Genomic DNA, 18308 nt, shown 5'->3' with positions numbered 1-18308 from the left:
TCAACCGCATCCAACTGGATAAGTTAAATACTCTTTAAAATTTGACTCCAGAACAACTGAGCAGAATATAACATGCAAAAAAAGAAAGTGGCGGCTTAAAACCACTCACTCTCTTTCCCATATTATGCTATTTATGCTTTGTCGTTTTTGTCCAGATTAAACCATTTTTTATGAATTTTGGGATCAGCCAGCTCTGCGGCGGCTTCCTCGGCAGCGGCAACTGCCTCCTGCTCCATAAAATCGGCATATTCAACTTCATCTCGTTTAAGCTTGCCTGAGAATAAATGATACAGGAAGCCGAGGATCATTGCCAATTCGATAAAGAGAATTGGGAAACCGGCAATGGTTTTAACAATCTTAATTCCGTCGATCCCACCGCTGATAACAAATACCAGGGAAATTAGACCGATGAAGATACCCCAAAATACTTTGATTGGTAGAGGTGCTTCTTTAACACCTTTGGATTGTTTTAATGACATGGTCGAAATCGTCGATGTCATTGAATCCGCCAGGGTAATAAATGATAAACCAATGGTTACCAACATGATGATTCGAATTAATTCAGTAAATGGCAGGAATTCAAAGATATACATCATAAACGCCTGAGCGCCATTGTCAGTCAGGAATCCTGACATATCAGCAACGCCTCGGAGTTGCAGGTCTAATGCCAATCCACCAAAAATACTGAACCACAGAATCCCGAACATCGCCGGCAAAATAATATTCACCGTAATAAACTGACGAATGGTTCGGCCATAGGATAATTTAACCAGGAATAAACCAACGATTGGTCCAAAGGATAACCAGTCAACCATCCAGTACATATCCCACCATTGCGGCCATAGATCACTGTCAATGAGTGGTTGGGTGAATAAACTTAAATCAATAAAATTATTAACAAAGAATCCAAATGATTGGGTAAACAGATTGAAAACATAGGCCGTTGGTCCGGTGATCAAGACAAAGATCATCAGGGCAATAAAGATCCAGGCATTCTTATCACTGAGCCAGGAAATCCCACGATCCAAACCGGTTGCACTGGAAATCGTATAGGATGCAATAATGACACAGGCGATCACCGTCCATACCACCGGCCCTGGTTCGATGCCAAAAACGAAATTCAGCCCGCTACCGATCTGGAGTAATCCGTAACCCAGAGAACCGGCAACACCACCACAGATAGCAAATAAGATAATCCCGTCGATAACGGTATTAATCTTGGAATTCAATTCTTTGCCATCATTTAAATAAACAAGACCGGCACTGGCGGTATAGCTTTTATTCATATTATAGTAAGCATAACCAATGGTGATTCCAGCTACTGCATAGATAGAGTAGGGTGAAAACGACCAATGCAAGAAGGACTTGCTCATCCCCCAGATAACGGCATCCAGACTTCCTGCTTCCAGACCAACGGATGGCGGCGGAGCAAAGGTGTGCATTAACGGTTCGGTAGCGCCCCAGAAAACGATTCCGGTTCCGATCCCGGCACAAAGTGAGATGGCCCACCAGATCCAGGTTTTATATTTGGGTTTGGCATTTGCTCCCCCAAATTTAATGCTGCCAAAGGGATGAATGAATAACAGAACCATACAACCGACAAAAATTAAAACCCCGATGGAAACCATCCAGCCGGCATTTTCCATTAATGCGATAAAGAAATCCGTCATAATGGTGGTAAACTGATCGGGAGCAATGAACCCGATAATGAGAATAATTCCCATTAGTACGATTGGAATCGCAATTGGAACAATACGTAATCTTTTTAACATAAATTCTCTCCTTCTAAATTTTTTCTGTTTTAAACCTGTAAACACTTAAGAATAATGATTTCCTGAAAATTACAGTTTTTGCCATAAAACTCATCTTTTTTTCTTGACACCTCCCACAGATATTTAGCCATTGTTATATATCAGGTATCTATAGCAAGCTTTATGCCAATTCGTAAAATGCAAAATTATTTAAATTTCCATGATTTTAAGCCTGTTTTAAGACGCCTTTTCTAGTATAGATTAAAAAAACTGCAAAACATTATGCACCCCATAGGATCAAATATTGAAAACCATTACAAAAATCTCTCTAAAACAGGGATTCTTGTTGACCGTCGTTTATTTTTGCATGACATTCTTTTTTGCATGTTATTTAGTATTTCTCTCAACATCGACCCATCGTTCTGTTGTTTTGTCTTTTTTTTCTTTTCTTTGTTTTTTTTATCTTCTATTATAATGGTAATTCAGCTTTTTTTTCATTAACATTCCTCGTGAAAAATCATGGTCGCTCAGGCCGGGAAAGTCCAGCTGTTGATCTTTTACCAGCGAAGGATAAAGATAATCATTTTTTTCTTTGCATAAAAAAACAGCTTATCTTGGCACAATACTTGCTTGATATAAAATAACAAATAGCAAAACTCTATTAAATAATTATTAAATATTCAGGAGGAAAAAATGCAAAGAGATTTAGGAATTAATTACATGACCACCCGGAAAAATCACACATGTTATGGAATGGGTATCGGAATTATGGTATTGGATGATGCCTATCCCGGTTTTCCTGGCGATGTCCGTAATGCCAGTGCCTGGGGTTTTCCAATCCAGTATGAAATCGCTCACGGGGTAGACAACTACACCCTGGTCTGGGAACAGGATAAAACCCCCTGCCGCGCCCCCATTGTCCAAGCTGCGAAAAACCTGGAGCGAATGGGTTGTAAGGCGATTGCTGCCGAATGTGGCTACTTCGCTTATTTCCAACAGGATGTGGCCGCTGCCGTTGATATCCCGGTTTTTATGTCCAGTCTGCTGCAGGTTCCCTTTATTCAGCAAACCATCGGACCTAATAACGCCGTTGGTATCATCTGTGCCCAAAAACGTTTCCTGACCGATACCCATCTGGAAAAGGTCGGTATTGACCTGAACAGTAATTTCCATATTGCTGGTGCCCAGGATGAATACGGCTGTCCACAGTTTGACACCCTGTGGGATCACGAAAAGCGACCTGAAATTCCGGAAAGCTATTATGACGAATCGGAAAAGGATATGATTCGCATTACCAAAGAATTTATCGCCAAGCATCCCGATATTAAAGCAATTATGTTAGAATGTACTGGTATGCAGCCATTTGCCCGGGCCATCCAACGGGCTGTTGATTTACCAGTATTCAGCTGGGGAACCTTGCTCGACTATGCTTACTCCTGTGTTTCTCATCGTGATTACTATGGTGATATCTAAACCTTGTCCGAAATGCTGAATCTGTAAAGAAAAAACTCAATTAAGGGGATTAAAACAATGAAACCATATGAAAAATATGTATCAAAAGAAGATGTCCAAATCATCCACGCCGAATCGCTAAGAATTCTCAATGAAATTGGCATTAAATTCGAGCACCCGGAAATTCTGGAAATCTTTAAAAATCACGGTGCCCGGATTGATGGCGATACCGTCTTTCTCGATGAAAAACTAATCATGGATGCTATTTCAACCATTCCGGAAACCTTTACCATTGAAAACTCCAAAGGTAACCATACCCTTGGCGGCGGCAGCCTGATTTTGATGCCTGGCGTCGGCAATATTTTCCGTCTGGATAATGGTCATTTGCATAAAATGACTAATGATGATGCCGTCGATCAGTTTAAGCTGTCCGACACCAGCGACGTCATCAATTGCAACTATTTCAATATCTTCCTGGATGACAAGAGCCTGTCCCTGGATGAACGGGTATTTAGTCCGATCGCCATGATTTTGAAATATTCCAATAAAACGGCCTTGCATTTACAGGCCAACACCTTCCCGTTAAAATCAAAGATGCGTGAATCCTTTAAAAAAGGTTTGGAACTGATCGAAAAATTTGAAGGCCGCAGTGGTGTTTACAATAATATTGTCCACGTCAATTCCTTGTCACCCTTATGTTTTGACCATGATCCACTGGAAAAATTCCTGATTGCCGCTGAAATGAATCAGCCGGTCTGGTTCAGTCCCTGCGCCATGCCGGTCCTCACCGGACCACCTTCAGTCGCCGGACTAATTGCGATGACAAATGCTGAAGTCCTGGCCGGGATGGTCATGTCACAGCTGGTCAAACCCGGTTTACCGGTGGTTTATGGACAGACCTCGGCCTCCACTAACCTGCGCACCGTCCAGCTGAGCATCGGTGCTCCTGAAACTGCTTTGATTTCTTATGCCACCCGGGGACTGGCTGATTTATATAAGCTGCCCTGCCGTACCGGCGGCGGTTTAAGTGACGCCAAAGATTTTGATATGCAGGCCGGGATTGAATCGGATATGATGATTCGCTCGACCCTTGAAGCAGCACCGGATCTGGTTCTGCACTCCTGTGGAATTATGGGCAGCTTTAACATCTTGAGTTTTGAAAAATTCCTGATGGATGAAGATACATATCGGATGAATCGCCGTCTGTTAAAAGGAATCAAAACCGAAGAAAGCTATCTCTGCCATGATCTCATTGCCAAAATCGGACCCCGGGGTAACTTCCTCCAGGGTCGAACCCCCAAAATGTTTAAAGAGGAATTCTTTGTTCCCAAATACTTTAACAAAGAAGATCCCAACCAATGGCAGGAAAACGGCAGTAAACCAGTTCTAACCGATGTTCAGGCCGCCGTTAAAGAACGTCTGGCTTCATATACGCCACCAGATATCACCAAAGAACAGGCCGACCTGCTGAACGATTATATCCCGGTTTGCTATCGCGAACGTATTTAATAGTTATCATTTATAGACTTAAGGAGACATTATGGAAACCACACAAAGAAATATTGAATTTAATGTATTAAATAAAAACAAAATCGAAACCATTCACGAAAAAAGCATGGACCTGCTGGAAAATTTCGGGATGCGAGTCGTTGGGGCACGAACCATCGAATTACTGAAAAAATATGGCTGTACCGTTGATGGCGATATGGTTAAATTTCCCAAAGCCGTTGTTGATAAGGCCCTGAACACCATTCCCAAAGAATTGACCTTGTACACCCGGGATGGCAAACCTAATATGGTCATCAACAGCAAAAACAATGTCTATTTCGGAACCCATTCCGATCAGCTGGAGATCCTTGATCACAAAACCAATATGGCCCGCCCCTACCTGAAATCGGACATTAAAAATATGTGTAAACTGGGCAGCTACCTATCCAATATCAGTTTTATTCTGTCGGTAGGCATGTGTGCTGATGTGGATCCGTTGGTCCAATCTCAGGTTACTTTTATTGAAACCCTTAAAAACTTTGACAAAACCATCAATTTTTCGACCAATGACATTGAATCGCTTCAGGAAATCATTGACATCGCCGCTGTTGTTGCCGGTGGACACAAAGAACTGGCTGAAAAACCCTTTATCTTTAACTACTGTGAGCCGATTCCGCCACTCACTCACCCGGTCGAAAGTACTGAAAAACTATTTATCAGTGCCACTAATAAAATCCCTGTGGTTTACATGCCTTACAGCATGATGGGCGGCACTTCGCCGATTACCATCGCCGGTGCTTTAACCCAGAACAACGCTGAAATTTTAGCCGGTGTGGTTATTACCCAGGCCGTTAATGAAGGCGCACCGCTGATTTACGGTTCGATGCCAACTGTCTTTGATATGCAAACCACCATCGGTTCCTATGGTGCACCGGAATTTCATAAGTCGGTGGCGGCCGCTTCTGAGCTGGCTGACTATTACAACCTGCCCTTCTACGGTACAGCTGGCTGCAGTGACGCCAAAACCGTCGATCCCCAATCCGTTGCTGAAGTCCAAATGGAACTTTTCTCTTCCATTTTAAGCAAGGCCAATATTGTTCACGATATCGGCGTATTGGATCATTGCAACTCAGTGGCACCCGCCATGGTGGTCCTGGCCAATGAAATGATCAATGAGCTGTCCGCCTACTCCAGTGGTGTCGAAGTTAATGAGGAAACCCTGGCCATGGATGTCATCAAAGGTGTCGGCCACGGCGGACACTATTTGAATGAAATGCACACTCTCAGCAATTTCAGAAGCATCTGGTATCCTGAATTCTTTAAACGCCGGATGGTCAATCCGGATCAGTCGGATATTCTTGAAATGGTCAATGCTAAAATTGATACCATTCTGGAAACCCATGAGGTTCCCGCACTGGAAGCTTCAATCCTGGCGGAGATTGAAAAGATCGAAAAAAATTATCAGTAAACTGTTGTCTAATCCCCTTCAATAATCAGACAGACAACCCTGCTTCAGGGTTGTCTCTATGATTTTTTTGGATTTCATGTTATCATACTGTTTTAGTCAGTAAACCCGAAACGGAGAATACAAGTGAAAGTAAAAGACCAACTCATTTTGGAGGCTTTTGGCGAAAGTTCTTTCCCTATTCAGGATGTTGAACGGATCGAAGATGTGTGTATTCATGTTGTTGATGCCAGTGGAAAAATTATCTGCTACTCCAAAGGCTGTGAAATAATCGAAAATATGAAACATGAAGACGTCATCGGCAAAAACATGTCGGATATTTATGATTATCTTGAAAACGAATCCATGGAATCCCTGGTATTAAAAACCGGAAAAAAAGTCCAGGATGTCCATGTCAAATATACATCCCCTTCCGGAAAGGTGGCGGATGTCATCAGCAGCACTTACCCGGTTTTTTCAAAAAATGATCCCAAAAAAGTTGATGCTGCCATTTGTATCTACCGGGATATTTCCGACTATATTCACATGGCCAATACCATCAATAAACTACAGAACGATTTAAAGTCTCAACAGCTGAAAAACAATGGTACGCAATTTACATTTAAGGATATTATTGGTACCAGCACCCATATGGCTGAATGCGTTCGCCATGCCGAAATCGCCGCTCAGACCACCGCACCGATCCTGATTGCCGGGCCGACGGGGACAGGAAAAGAAGTTTTTGCCCAAAGCATTCACAATGCCAGTCCCCAGGCCAATAAACTTTTCGTGGCCATCAATTGCAGTGCGATCCCTGAAAACCTTCTCGAGAGCACCTTGTTTGGCACCGTTAAAGGTTCTTTTACCGGTGCGGTGGATTCTGTAGGCCTTTTGGAAACGGCTGAAGGCGGCACCATTTTTCTGGATGAAATCAATTCCATGCACATGGGGCTGCAATCCAAACTGCTACGGGTACTGGAAACCGGCAAATATCGGAAGGTCGGCGGTCACAAAGAAATAACCGCCAATATCCGCTTGCTTAGCGCCTTAAACCAGGATCCCTTAAAAGCCATCGAAGAAAAACGGCTGCGGTCAGATTTATATTATCGGCTGGCAGTCTTCTCAATTCACTTGCCACCACTAAAAGACCGTAAACAGGATATTCTGGATCTGGTCCCGTCATTCCTTTCCACCGAAGGATCCGCCATGGGAAAGCAGCTGTTTAAAGTTTCTGATGAAGCCCAGGAAATTCTGCTCAGCCATGACTGGCCCGGAAATATTCGGGAGTTAAAACACGCTGTAACCCACGCCATTTATATTGCCCAATATCAGGATACGATTCTGACTCCGGATTTACTACCGGCTTATTTAAGGAAAAATATTGCCGATAAAAAAATCTATGAAAAATATTTATCTGCCAGTATGGATGATAAAAATCTAAAAAATACCCTGAATAAAATTGAGAAACAAATGATCATCGACGTTTTGCAGGCCAATGATCATAACATCTCAAAAAGCTCCCGTGACCTGGGCATATCACGCCAGAATTTACAGTATAAGATCCGGTTGCATGGTATTAAAAGTTCCGATGATGAACTGTAAAAAAAGGTTTCCGCCAAATTTCAGGCGGAAACCTTTTTTTATTTGATTTTTTATTTAATGAGCGGTTCCAATGCGGACAGCAGTTCTTCCCGGCTGGGAATAAGCGAAGACCATTTTAGTTCGCCATTGATATATAATGATGGCAAGTGCTCAACACCCATTTTCCTGGTTCTGGCAATATCCGCTTTGATGGTGTATTTGTATTCCCTTACGTCAACCTTATCCCCATATGCTTCTTTCGCCAGCATCGCACTCTTGACCATATAAGTACAGGCTGCACAGGTTGCTGAATCAAGGGTAAATGCTTCTACCAGGGGCCGTTCCAGATTACTGTAATCCGGTAAATCGACATCAATGGATTCATCAACGGCTTCATAATTTTTGATCATTTCCCGAACATCGTCGGTGTGTTTAACTGCCTGGACGCAGGCAATGGTGTTTTCAACTGGGACACTGTAGGGCATATCACAGCCCGGGCTGACAATTAAATGATCATGACTGATGTTATCCAGCATATCGACTACATATTTCATGTTATCCTGTTGATTTCCAAATAACATCACCGTTGTCAGGGGAATATTTCCACCTATCACAATGCCATATTTGTCGGTTATTTTTTTAGCTTCATAGATATTGACATTTTCATCCACTGAGATACTGTCGGTATGGGTTTTACACATCACTTCCAGTTGAATGGTGGCATCACCGCAAACAAAAAAAGAATTGAGGGCGCCTCGGCTCTTGATATGATCAAAAATTGCCGTAAAGGGGTTTAAGAATAATTTTTCGATGGCTTTGGGCGAAATCTGACTGATTATTGGATCCACCACCCCGATCACATCCATGCCCGCTTCAATATAATAGTCTGACATCGCCATACAAACCTCGGCACAAAATTCAACCAGCGCTGCAGCGTATTTCTGATCTTTGATGATGTCCATAAAAAACTCACTGCCGCGAATGTGGGATGCCAGGGTTACTGGACCGCAAACGAGTCCGTATAAGGCGACTTCCTCACCGATTTCAGTTTTTAACCGACGCATGACATCGAGGGTCATCGGGATCCGTCCATCGCTTTTCTTAGGAATTTTGGATTTGCCGGGAGTTACTTTTTCACCAGCGTAGGGATGGGCCACTACCGAGGGGGGATTATCCTCCGCCCACAACAATTCACAGCCCATAATTTCTGCTTCAATTTGCAGATCAAACATTACCGGCATTCCATCAGGGGTATACATTTTTTTAACTTCCATCAGGGATTCGTAGAGTTTGTCGCCATCAAGCAAGACCTCTTTGGCGGTATAACCTTTCAGAATACCGGCATGGGCCCCGGCAAATGGAACCCAGGGAATCCCCTCCACCGGTTCATGCTGCAATGTTTTTAAAATTAAATCTTTTCCCATCATTTAACCTCCATTAATTTTCATTGATTTATATTAATACCGTGCTGACAATAGCAGCTGTATCATTCTCATTATTTTATATTTTTCCTGCAAAATACTTATCGTTGGCGGCCATCATAAAAAACGGTTGTTGCATATTTTGACAGCTTCCATTCCGGAATCCCGCATTTAGGACAGGCCTTCTGATACCACCGGTTTCTCAGCCAGCGTGAACTGCGGCTGTTTTTTGAATCCCAAACGGTAAAAGTTTCTCCGCAAAAGGTTGTAATCACCACGATCTTTCCATTCCGCTCAACCGACTTGATACTATGAAGGGTCCCTGACCGTGATGGCCACAGTTTTATTTTATCAATCACCTTGAGCAAACTGTGATTTTTGGAAATATAACGTTTTGTCAGTTTTTCCCGATTGACTGAATTTTCTTTCAGCACCGGGTTAGCATTGATTAATCTTTCCATTTCGCCTCCTTTAAGAAATAGCACTTAGCATTGTTGCCACGCCAAGTTCCAGGAGATTGTGAATAATCTGATCAGCTTTCTTAGCTGCCGCCGGTGCTACCCCAAAGGGGACGCCTGGCGCCGCAATAATTGACTGGTCGGTAATATTTTTAGTTTTTATCAGATCAGCTATCGGTGTGGCTTCGACAATATAATGATACCGTCCAGCGGTCCAGTCCGCAGCAACTTTGATGTTCTGGTACTTTTCGCCACAGGCCCGGGCTTTATCCTGATCGATTTCTCCAAGAACAACCGAAATATTCTTTTCCAAAAGAAATTCAATCGCAGCCTGACCAACCGCTCCGGCTCCCAAAACAAGAACTTCCATTTGTGCTTGTGCCTTTGCGGCCAGGTAGAGCGCTGCGGCAAATCCTCTGCCGGTGGCATCGCCATTATCTGACCAACTACCATTTTTGAAATGAAAAGCACTGAATGTCTGATCATCTGCCATAAACACCACCTCAGCGCCTCTGGAAAAAGCTTCCTGGAGGCCCCTGACATCGGTTTTTTCCGTCGTAAAAGCATCGGCTCCTAAATAAACAAGAATGGCTGTAACTGTTTCGCTAAATCCCTGGATAATCCCTAATCCGGTGGTAATCGGCACAACTGCAATTCGCGTTGGTATCAATGGTAGTGCTTTCCCCATTGCAAAGGCACCAATTTCCAGCAACGATTTCCCGGTTACCGCTTCCAGCAGGCGATCCAGATGATTTAAATTTTTATCCATCGCAGCGATATCTTTTTTTACCAGCCGGGTCATTGTAACGCCTCCGTCAACAAATTATCCGCTGCGATCTGATTGGTAATATTAGTCAGCACCCGATCAAATTTTAAATAGGCGTTCTTTTCCGTCAGGGCCGTCACAATAATCGTCGCGACCCAGTCTTTTTTATCCTGATCATAATTTGTAATGGCTTCGTCGGCTCCAAATAAACCTTCAATCAATTCCAACGGGCCGCCGGTTCCCATGATTTTTTCGCCCAGAACGGTACACCCCTGAGCATTAACCGCAATCTGCTGGTAAAGACAGACCCGCTGACTGATGACCTCAACTTTTTTGACCTGCTGCAAAACGGCTTCGGCCATCAGCTCCAGCATATTGATTCCGGTCGAGTGGTAAACCGCAATCGGTGTCTGACTGGGTAGTCTGGCATCGATCTCCAGCACCTTAAACTGTCCATTATGAAGGATTACTTCAATGTCAAACATCCCCCTAATCTTAAGAATTTCGGCAATCTGTTGGGCAATGATACACAATTCATTTTCCAGGTTGTTGGAAATAGCAGCCGGAGCCACAACCCGTTTGCAGTCATAATCATCATCAATGATGATTTCGGTCACTTGTAAAATATTGTATTCCATACCATTGCCAACGACTTCAACGGAATAAGAACGCCCGTCCAGGTATTCCTGGATCACATAGGTCCCGTTAAAATATTCGGCTTTTTCTTCCAGTGCTTTTCGGGAATTGATTTTTACGACCCCCTCACTACCGCTGCGGTTGCTTGGTTTGACAATCACCGGGTAGTTGCAGGTAGGGTAATAGCGCGGCGCCGGAATTTTTTTTGTCCGGAAAATGCGATCCGACTTTATTTTCGATGAGGCAATATCATAGGCATTTTGGTCATAAACCAGGGGCGTTCCCGTTGTTTCTTTATAAGCCAACAGTTTTTCCAGAACTGCGCTATTTTCCATGGCGGGGATCACCAGATCAACCTTGTGAAAAAGCTGGATCATCAGCTCTTCATTGGTAGCATCCGTGCATAGAAATTTGTCGCATATCTTCGCTGCCGGAGCCTGGTCATTTTTGTCGACCAAGATACTGCTCCATCCCGCTTTTCGGGCTAAATAGGCGGCTTCAACACCCTGCAGCTTACCGCCCACGATTAGTATTTTCATGGCTATGCTCCTCGCTTTATTTTTTCTTTTTTGAGAAAATTCTCATAGTCAGCATTTGTGGCCAGGGTTAACCCCGCTGCTTCCAGGGTTGGGATAATCATCGGCAGCGAGCGGCTACCATCATCAATGTCCAGTGAGCTTTGAGATACTCCGGCCAGGCCCTCCCGGGGCGGGATAATCGATGTAATGACATTGGCCCCTGCCATCAAGCGCCCTTGAAGTCCGCTCAAACCTTCCACATCGAGGGATGCCGGAATCAGTTTATCGGGATAAAGAAGACGCATCACACTGATATTCAATAGCTCATTACCACAATCCTGAGGGGTGACATTTTCCAGCGGTGTTCCTTTTTGAGGCACAAAGGTCATGGTTCTGACCTGGGAAACACCCAGACTCCCCATGGCCAGCATCGCCTGAGCCCGGTCTTCAATGGTATCACCAATGCCGGTCAGCAAACCTTCTTCCAGCAGAAAGCCCTTGTCCCGGGCCTGTATTTTGGTGCTCATTCGCTGATCGTAATCCTGATCCAGCCGCATTTTGCGGTAAAGCTGACGATTATAGGTTTCCTGATACAACGCATACCAGTCAACACCTGATTTGATTAGCTTATCCAGCAGCGGCTCACTGACTTTTCCGGGGGAAATCATCAGCGCTAACCCGGTAGCTGCTTTGACGGCATCGACCAACTCGATCAGCCGCTCTTCATCTTCTAAAAAAACCGCGTCTTCACCCATAGTCAGATCGATGAGATGCACCCCGGAAGCTGCCAGCGCCTTCGACAAGTCGACAATCTCATCGCGATTTTTTCGATATCGCAATGACTGATCATTCGACTTTCGATAAAAGCAAAACGAACATTCATTGTGGCAGTAAGTTGAAAAATACACAAAGCCATAGGCGAAAATTTTATTCCCAAAGTATTCGGTTCTGGTATTTCTGGCCGCTTCATAAATCCTGTTCAGCGTTGCTTCTTCGCGTTGAGATAACAGAAAAATAACCTCATCATGATTTAATTTGACGCCATTTTGCGCCTTATCTAGAATATCTGTTGTTTTTTTCATTTACTTCCTCCCGCCTCTCCTATTTGATATTGAGTCGGACACCGTCAAGATAGGCAATGCTCCTGGCCAGCGCCTGAATATTGTTTTTCTTTTCCCGAATCATCAACAGCCGTTCCAATCCAAAACCGATCCCAACCCAGGAATCCGTAATACCCCAGGCCGGGTCCAGGGGATGAGGGCCTTTTGAACTTGAACCCAGTTCAAGTCCATCTTTGACAACATCAATGGTTGTGCCATAGACCACCGATTCTTCTGCTTCAAATTGATATGCCGTGAGGCCCGTGGCATTCATGACCAGATCCGCTAATTCCCGGATCCGCTGATCCCGCTCGCCGATGGGCGTGCCCCATTCGACCAGGTTCAGCATGGTGAATTCATTAAGATGGCAATGCCCCTGAGATTCCTTTCTAAAACATGAGCCAATTTCAAAAATCCGCACTGGTTTTTCCCAAATCTTAAGTAGCTCTCTGGAAACCGAATACAGGTTGGGAGCCAGCATCGGTCTCAGGCATTTGTTTTTATCCACCCAGAAAACCTGGGCATAAAGATCATGGCTCTCATCAATCGTCATTTGTTCCAGAAATTTTTTTGAAATAATCGTCGGCGTTACCACCTGGACAAAACCTTCCTGGGTTAATCGATTAACCAAAGATTCTTGCACCCTCGCAAGCAGCGGTTTTCTTTCGTCCTGGCGTAATTTATTTAAATGCTTTTTGGCGTTTAAAACCAATGTTTTCTCCAACTCTTTAAATTGGCTCTCTCTTTGCGCCGTCGTTTCAAAACACATCTCCCGACTTAAATCACTTCCCAATGATTTTAAGCGGTCAATTTGGCTTGAGGTGAATTCAATTTTCATTATTCTTACCTCTTTCATTGATGCATAGGTGATTTGCTGTATAATCGATCTGCTACAAAAACGGCCAATAGAAATGGCTATTTTGAAGGCGTAATCGATCTAGTGGCGATGCTTTGCTTTTTTTGGCGGAGAGTTCGGGAGTTGCACCCGACTGCACGGATTTAGAGTCCACGTAATCACTCCGATTCACCCTCCATAATTGCTGCGTCTTCAGCCGATTGGCAGACTGGAAGTTCATCTTGTCTGCCAATCCGGCTTTGATGCATGTCTAATTTTTTAGCTCCAGTAGGTTAAGCCCAAATCCGTCAGGATCTTAACAGCTTCATCATAAATGTCCAAGTACTCCTGGGTTGGTTCAATTTTTAAGGTGTCATAACATTCCGAAAATGATTTTCCAGCGGGTGCTGTTTTATAATCTTTTTCATAAAGACTGATCAACTTATCGAGTAAAGTATTGACCTCTGCAACAGCCATTCCGGCTACGGCGTGGGCTGCTTCACCCATCATCCGGGCTTCCAGTCCGGTGAAGAAGTCAGTTGATACACCTTTGGCGGCAGCAACCCCTGACAGCACTTCGCGACCACTGACGGTATCCGTAATGGCCTGGGCTGCTGTTTCCAGCAGACACATAACCGTACAAGGACCGGCGGCGGTATAGTATTGATTACCTAACATCAAGTGAGAATTTGCTTCCACTGCCATGGCTGCATGGGCGGCAACGGCAAGGGTTTCTCTGGCTGTTGTGATGCCCCAACGGACATGGACCGGACCATCCAGATGCCAGGTCGCTTGCATCATTACGAAAGAATTAATGGTGGTTGCTACGTCAACAATGGCCGTCTCTTCAAGACCACCGGCGTATCCACCGAATATCGGCATCTGTTCAACCATAACCGTATCACCAGCTAATGCATAGTGAGCAGCAACAACCAACGCACCTACGTCGATTTTGAGCTCGTTTAGCTGGGATACTTCATGGCTGTCAGATGGCCTCATCCCGCCTGGAAAATCTGCTGCGATTACTCCTGCGGGGGACAAAGAAGTTTCGTTGCCCTATAAACCCATCCCTGGACGTCCTGCTCTCATTTGAGCATCGCGTACAAAAACTGCTTCTGACTTTACCGCCATAATTTCCCAGGGACTGTTGGGAACCGGATCTTTACCCATGATGGTTTGCAATACGCCATCAACAATGGTATCGACAATCGGTTCCTGGGCATAGGATTGATGAATTGTGACAAACAACTGTTCCGAACAGGGTGCCCCGGTTGGTCCGCCTTGAATGATCGGCGCCTTTGCCTCACTGTATCGTCGTGGTGTCAACATCACAGCATCTTTTCCCTCTCCATAAGGAACGTCCCGTGGCGCATTCTTGATCGCGATCATGACCTCATCTTCTGTATATTTAATGACTCGGCCGGTGTCGATACAATAGATACCGCACTCAACTAACATTTCGACGCCTGCTTTAAAGAGATTATTCATCATTTCAGGATCGTCGGGGATAATCTTGGTTTTATCAATTTTTATTCCGTATTTCTTTTTGAGCTTTGTTGCTGTTGTTGGTATCAGTTTATAATCCCAGTCATTCTCAGCCATTTTAGGGCCGATCTTGGCACGGTCATAAACATCAAAAACAGTCACTCTTTTTGGAATTGCTCCCATTTGTGGTACCACCTTTCTTTAATTTCTTTGACCAACTAAGGGATTAGCTGACCTTTTGAGCTAATAATTTTTTTGCGACTTCAACGGCTCCGGCAGCGGTATCGGCATAACCATCGGCCCCAATTTTGTCACACCAGTCCTGAAAAACAGGTGCTCCGCCATACATGACAATGTAGTTTTCGCGAATACCTTCTTCTTCAAGCAGGCGCAGAATATCTTTTTGCGCTGGCATGGTTGTTGTCATCAATGCCGAACCGGCAATGATATCAACCTCATATTCTTTGGCTTTTTCCACCACCAGTTCAACCTGAACATCGCGACCTAAATCAAAAACCTGAAAATTATTTGCTTCAAACATTGTTTTAACAATGTTTTTGCCGATGTCATGAACATCGCCCTGAACCGTATGAATCAGAACCTTGCCAGCTTTTGAGGCTTGTTTTTCATCCTCGGATAAACCGCTGGTTAAAATCACGACAGCCTTTTCAAAGGCCTCTGCGGCAACCATCAATTGCGGCACAAAGGCTTCCCCAATGTCAAACAGATCACTGACAACCAGCATTCCTTCAGATAGTCCGTCGGTAATCGCAATCAGCGGATCCACTCCAAATTCCAATGCTTCTTGCGCCGCTTCTTCAGCTAAATCAGAATCCATTTCTACGATCGATTCTTTTAATTTGGCCAAAATCTCTTCTCGTGTCATTCTTCCCTCCATTATTTTATTTATATTAAATTTGTTACTTGAACAAATTAATATCAAAAACAAAAAAAAGACGACACAGTAAAATACCGTTATCGTCTTTGATAATCTTAAACTATTTTCGTCTTTTTTTGTCTTACTATTGTTTAAAGCAATTATCGTGCCAAAATTAAAATTTACCAGTCCTTTCTGAATAATTCAATGTTATCGGGGTTTTGAGACTTCCCCGCAGCAAGCCACCTCTCTACCGCTTACTAAACGATGCAAATTTCTGGTCATTTTTTCTCAATTAATCAACGCTTTGTTTCTAAAAAAGATTGAGATTGCCTTGTTTTCCGTTCCATATACTGATTATTATATCTTTTTTGCATGATGTCTTTTTTTGCATGCTTTACTTTTCGCTTTAGCATTTGACCTCGAAAATCTGCTGACGAACGGAAGAATGGTTTCCACCTGAAATTTGGCGAAAACCATTCTTTTGATAATATAACACTTGCAGATACAGCAATCAGAATTTGCCGATTATCCTATACTCAGTCCTTCAAATTCTTTCTGATAAATTGGCAGACCTCTTCCAGAGCCACAGTGGCCTCCGGAAACATTGGAGCCAACAAAGGAAAACAGTGAAACATTCCCTTCCAGACTTTCAGTTGCACATCAACACCCGCATTTTTTGCTTTTTCGCTAAAGCGAGTTGAATCATCCCTTAATGTTTCGTTTTCGCCAACCTGAATAATCGTTGGCGGCAAACCACTTAAATCGCCAAACAATGGCGATGCATAAGGATGTTTCCGATCTCCGCCTCCAACGTAATAGCCAAGATAGGTCTCATTCGCTCCTTTGGGTGTACAGGGATCCGCCTTTGCCCTTGTTTTATGGGACTCACCTGAAATCGTCATATCTGTACATGGTGAAAATACCGCACAGGCCCCCGGCAACGGTATGCCATTATCCTTGCATTTTAGCAGCGTGGCCAAAGCAATCCCACCGCCGGCCGAATCCCCGGCAAAAGCAATATTTTCTGGTTGATACCCTTGTTCAAGAAGCCAGCAGTAAACTGCTGCCGAATCATTGACTGCGGCCGGTGCCGGATGTTCCGGCGCCAGCCGATAGTCAAAAACCAGGGCTTTGATGCCCAGATGTTTGACAAAATTTCCCACAATATTTCTGTGCGATCTGGCATTCCCCATGACAAAACCGCCGCCATGAAAGTACAAAACTGCCTTTTCTTCAGGAGCGTCTTCACTTTCAACCCATTCCGCATAAAAAGTCGGGTAATCACTGGGTTTAAAACTGATTCCCGGGATTGGTTTAAAAAAACGTGCGGCAGTTTCATCACAGTCCCGACGTATTTTTTCGATTGAAGTGTTTTTATCAATTACTTCCGGACGCAACTGCCCTTTAAAGAGATGACGATATTTCATGGTGTAGTGCATCATTTTTGCTTTTGTACTCATGGTAAACTATTCCTTTTCTTTATTTCTCCAATACTTGCTGCCATCCGACAATCGACATAAAAAACCGGCTTCAATTAATCCACGTCTTAAAAAAATACAATCCTCGAAGGTGTGCCAGGAATTAATTAACTGATTGACCGACTTTTCTGAATACTCTTGATCATCGTCAAACTTTTCTGCCAGGTATTCGTAGACGAGCAGTTTTTTTGATTGCTTAGCAGGAATCTGCTTGATTTTCCCTTCTTCATTTAAAAACGGTTTGATCTTTTGGATCATTTTTCTTCCTCTTCTTCCCTTAGATTCTCAATCAAAAACATCGCTGCAATCACATGATAGTCCAGTTTCACCTCCCGATTATTATTCGTGGAATAATATACTGCCAGACCATTAATGCTGGTCCAGAAAAAAATGGACAGCATTTTGGGATCACCCGCTACCACAGATCCTTCTTTTTGTCCTGCTTCCATAATCTTTTCAATAACCTGATAGGGGATATTCCTTTTTTCCTGGATAAGATCCTGAGCCTGCTGAGGAATTGCCGTTGAATTGCTAGCCTGGGTAATCAAGCGACAGGTGTCTAAAAATGTTTGACTGTGCTCGATGGTCTCAACAAGTCTCTGTAGGGCAAAGCGAATTTTTTCTCCTGGGCCTGTTTCCATATCCCGTACCGAATAGGATGCTTCAATGGTCTTATTCAGTGCATCATTGATGAGATCAACAAAAATTTCTTCTTTGGATGGATAATAATGATATAACAGTCCCTGGGCGATTCCAGCCTCTGTGGCGATATCTTGGATACGGGTGGCAAAAAGACCTTGTTTGACAAATTGTAATAGCGCAGCGTTACGAATTTTTTCTTTACGTGATTCCCTCATTCTTTCATTTTGTTCCTTTGATCGTGCCATGATCCCTCCCGGATGATATATTGAATTTATATTCAATATATCATCCGGGTTATCTTTTGTCAAGTCTCAAGTTCTATTTTCATCTCAAAATCCGATACCGCGCTGCCTGGATTTTTCTTAGGTAATGC

At 43.7% G+C, this 18308-nt stretch carries 15 protein-coding genes and 1 pseudogene; 4 read left to right on the top strand and 12 right to left on the bottom strand.

The annotated features are described in order from the left end of the window. Positions 1-131: 131 nt before the first annotated feature. Positions 132-1772 (bottom strand): BCCT family transporter, encoded by a 1641-nt coding sequence (locus ACEW8F_RS10230; RefSeq protein WP_373483369.1) that lies wholly within the window; start codon positions 1770-1772, stop codon positions 132-134. A gap of 672 nt (positions 1773-2444) precedes the next feature. On the opposite strand from ACEW8F_RS10230, the gene ACEW8F_RS10225 reads away from it, so the two are divergent. From ACEW8F_RS10225 to ACEW8F_RS10210, 4 genes are all read left to right on the top strand, one after another. Continuing rightward, on the top strand, positions 2445-3224 hold the full coding sequence (locus tag ACEW8F_RS10225; protein WP_373483368.1) for an aspartate/glutamate racemase family protein: 780 nt from the start codon (positions 2445-2447) through the stop codon (positions 3222-3224). Positions 3225-3263: 39 nt separating this feature from the next. Then, complete coding sequence (locus tag ACEW8F_RS10220; RefSeq protein ID WP_373483380.1) at positions 3264-4712, top strand: trimethylamine methyltransferase family protein; 1449 nt, start codon at positions 3264-3266, stop codon at positions 4710-4712. 31 nt (positions 4713-4743) lie between these two features. Next, positions 4744-6159: a trimethylamine methyltransferase family protein gene (locus tag ACEW8F_RS10215; RefSeq protein WP_373483367.1), complete on the top strand. Its 1416-nt coding sequence runs from the start codon at positions 4744-4746 to the stop codon at positions 6157-6159. Between the two features lie 123 nt (positions 6160-6282). Beyond that, complete coding sequence (locus ACEW8F_RS10210; RefSeq protein ID WP_373483366.1) at positions 6283-7737, top strand: sigma-54 interaction domain-containing protein; 1455 nt, start codon at positions 6283-6285, stop codon at positions 7735-7737. A gap of 50 nt (positions 7738-7787) precedes the next feature. On the opposite strand, the gene ACEW8F_RS10205 is transcribed toward ACEW8F_RS10210, so the two are convergent. The 11 genes and pseudogenes from ACEW8F_RS10205 to ACEW8F_RS10155 all read right to left on the bottom strand — a co-directional run bounded on the left by ACEW8F_RS10205 (position 7788) and on the right by ACEW8F_RS10155 (position 18180). After that, the gene (locus ACEW8F_RS10205) at positions 7788-9143 is read right to left on the bottom strand and encodes a uroporphyrinogen decarboxylase family protein (RefSeq protein ID WP_373483365.1); all 1356 of its coding nucleotides are present in this window, start codon (positions 9141-9143) and stop codon (positions 7788-7790) included. 95 nt (positions 9144-9238) lie between these two features. Then, the gene (gene pylSn / locus ACEW8F_RS10200; RefSeq protein WP_373483364.1) at positions 9239-9598 is read right to left on the bottom strand and encodes a pyrrolysine--tRNA(Pyl) ligase small subunit; all 360 of its coding nucleotides are present in this window, start codon (positions 9596-9598) and stop codon (positions 9239-9241) included. Positions 9599-9608: 10 nt separating this feature from the next. After that, positions 9609-10397 carry a 3-methylornithyl-N6-L-lysine dehydrogenase PylD gene (gene pylD / locus ACEW8F_RS10195; protein ID WP_373483363.1) on the bottom strand — a complete coding sequence of 263 codons (789 nt, stop codon included), beginning with the start codon at positions 10395-10397 and terminating at the stop codon, positions 9609-9611. Then, a complete protein-coding gene (pylC, locus tag ACEW8F_RS10190) occupies positions 10394-11536 on the bottom strand; it encodes a 3-methylornithine--L-lysine ligase PylC (RefSeq protein WP_373483362.1) in 1143 nt (380 codons plus the stop codon). Before pylC ends, pylD begins: the two co-directional genes overlap by 4 nt. A gap of 2 nt (positions 11537-11538) precedes the next feature. Next, the gene (pylB, locus tag ACEW8F_RS10185; RefSeq protein ID WP_373483361.1) at positions 11539-12597 is read right to left on the bottom strand and encodes a methylornithine synthase PylB; all 1059 of its coding nucleotides are present in this window, start codon (positions 12595-12597) and stop codon (positions 11539-11541) included. A 19-nt stretch (positions 12598-12616) separates the two neighbouring features. Further along, the gene (gene pylSc / locus ACEW8F_RS10180; RefSeq protein ID WP_373483360.1) at positions 12617-13453 is read right to left on the bottom strand and encodes a pyrrolysine--tRNA(Pyl) ligase large subunit; all 837 of its coding nucleotides are present in this window, start codon (positions 13451-13453) and stop codon (positions 12617-12619) included. A gap of 276 nt (positions 13454-13729) precedes the next feature. Beyond that, positions 13730-15118, bottom strand: a pseudogene (locus ACEW8F_RS10175) (monomethylamine:corrinoid methyltransferase). A gap of 43 nt (positions 15119-15161) precedes the next feature. Next, positions 15162-15821 carry a corrinoid protein gene (locus ACEW8F_RS10170; protein WP_373483359.1) on the bottom strand — a complete coding sequence of 220 codons (660 nt, stop codon included), beginning with the start codon at positions 15819-15821 and terminating at the stop codon, positions 15162-15164. 530 nt (positions 15822-16351) lie between these two features. Continuing rightward, on the bottom strand, positions 16352-17275 hold the full coding sequence (locus tag ACEW8F_RS10165; RefSeq protein WP_373483358.1) for an alpha/beta hydrolase: 924 nt from the start codon (positions 17273-17275) through the stop codon (positions 16352-16354). A gap of 6 nt (positions 17276-17281) precedes the next feature. Next, positions 17282-17551, bottom strand: a complete 270-nt coding sequence (locus ACEW8F_RS10160; RefSeq protein ID WP_373483357.1) for a DUF2087 domain-containing protein — start codon at positions 17549-17551, stop codon at positions 17282-17284. Then, positions 17548-18180: a TetR/AcrR family transcriptional regulator gene (locus ACEW8F_RS10155; protein WP_373483356.1), complete on the bottom strand. Its 633-nt coding sequence runs from the start codon at positions 18178-18180 to the stop codon at positions 17548-17550. Before ACEW8F_RS10155 ends, ACEW8F_RS10160 begins: the two co-directional genes overlap by 4 nt. Positions 18181-18308 lie beyond the last annotated feature (128 nt).

The sequence above is a fragment of the Acetobacterium sp. genome (genome assembly GCF_041752335.1).
Classification (GTDB): domain Bacteria; phylum Bacillota; class Clostridia; order Eubacteriales; family Eubacteriaceae; genus Acetobacterium.
Note: the sequence above shows the minus strand (reverse complement) of the source record. Positions and strands in the feature narration are given on the sequence as shown.

What these genes read in the sequence shown, in the direction of transcription:
- pylB (WP_373483361.1), bottom strand. Translation starts at nt 12,597, where the DNA reads ATGAAAAAAACAACAGATATTCTAGATAAGGCGCAAAATGGCGTCAAA.
- ACEW8F_RS10225 (WP_373483368.1), top strand. Translation starts at nt 2,445, where the DNA reads ATGCAAAGAGATTTAGGAATTAATTACATGACCACCCGGAAAAATCAC.
- ACEW8F_RS10230 (WP_373483369.1), bottom strand. Translation starts at nt 1,772, where the DNA reads ATGTTAAAAAGATTACGTATTGTTCCAATTGCGATTCCAATCGTACTA.
- ACEW8F_RS10170 (WP_373483359.1), bottom strand. Translation starts at nt 15,821, where the DNA reads ATGACACGAGAAGAGATTTTGGCCAAATTAAAAGAATCGATCGTAGAA.
- ACEW8F_RS10165 (WP_373483358.1), bottom strand. Translation starts at nt 17,275, where the DNA reads ATGAGTACAAAAGCAAAAATGATGCACTACACCATGAAATATCGTCAT.
- pylSn (WP_373483364.1), bottom strand. Translation starts at nt 9,598, where the DNA reads ATGGAAAGATTAATCAATGCTAACCCGGTGCTGAAAGAAAATTCAGTC.
- pylSc (WP_373483360.1), bottom strand. Translation starts at nt 13,453, where the DNA reads ATGAAAATTGAATTCACCTCAAGCCAAATTGACCGCTTAAAATCATTG.
- ACEW8F_RS10155 (WP_373483356.1), bottom strand. Translation starts at nt 18,180, where the DNA reads ATGGCACGATCAAAGGAACAAAATGAAAGAATGAGGGAATCACGTAAA.
- ACEW8F_RS10160 (WP_373483357.1), bottom strand. Translation starts at nt 17,551, where the DNA reads ATGATCCAAAAGATCAAACCGTTTTTAAATGAAGAAGGGAAAATCAAG.
- pylD (WP_373483363.1), bottom strand. Translation starts at nt 10,397, where the DNA reads ATGACCCGGCTGGTAAAAAAAGATATCGCTGCGATGGATAAAAATTTA.
- ACEW8F_RS10215 (WP_373483367.1), top strand. Translation starts at nt 4,744, where the DNA reads ATGGAAACCACACAAAGAAATATTGAATTTAATGTATTAAATAAAAAC.
- pylC (WP_373483362.1), bottom strand. Translation starts at nt 11,536, where the DNA reads ATGAAAATACTAATCGTGGGCGGTAAGCTGCAGGGTGTTGAAGCCGCC.
- ACEW8F_RS10205 (WP_373483365.1), bottom strand. Translation starts at nt 9,143, where the DNA reads ATGATGGGAAAAGATTTAATTTTAAAAACATTGCAGCATGAACCGGTG.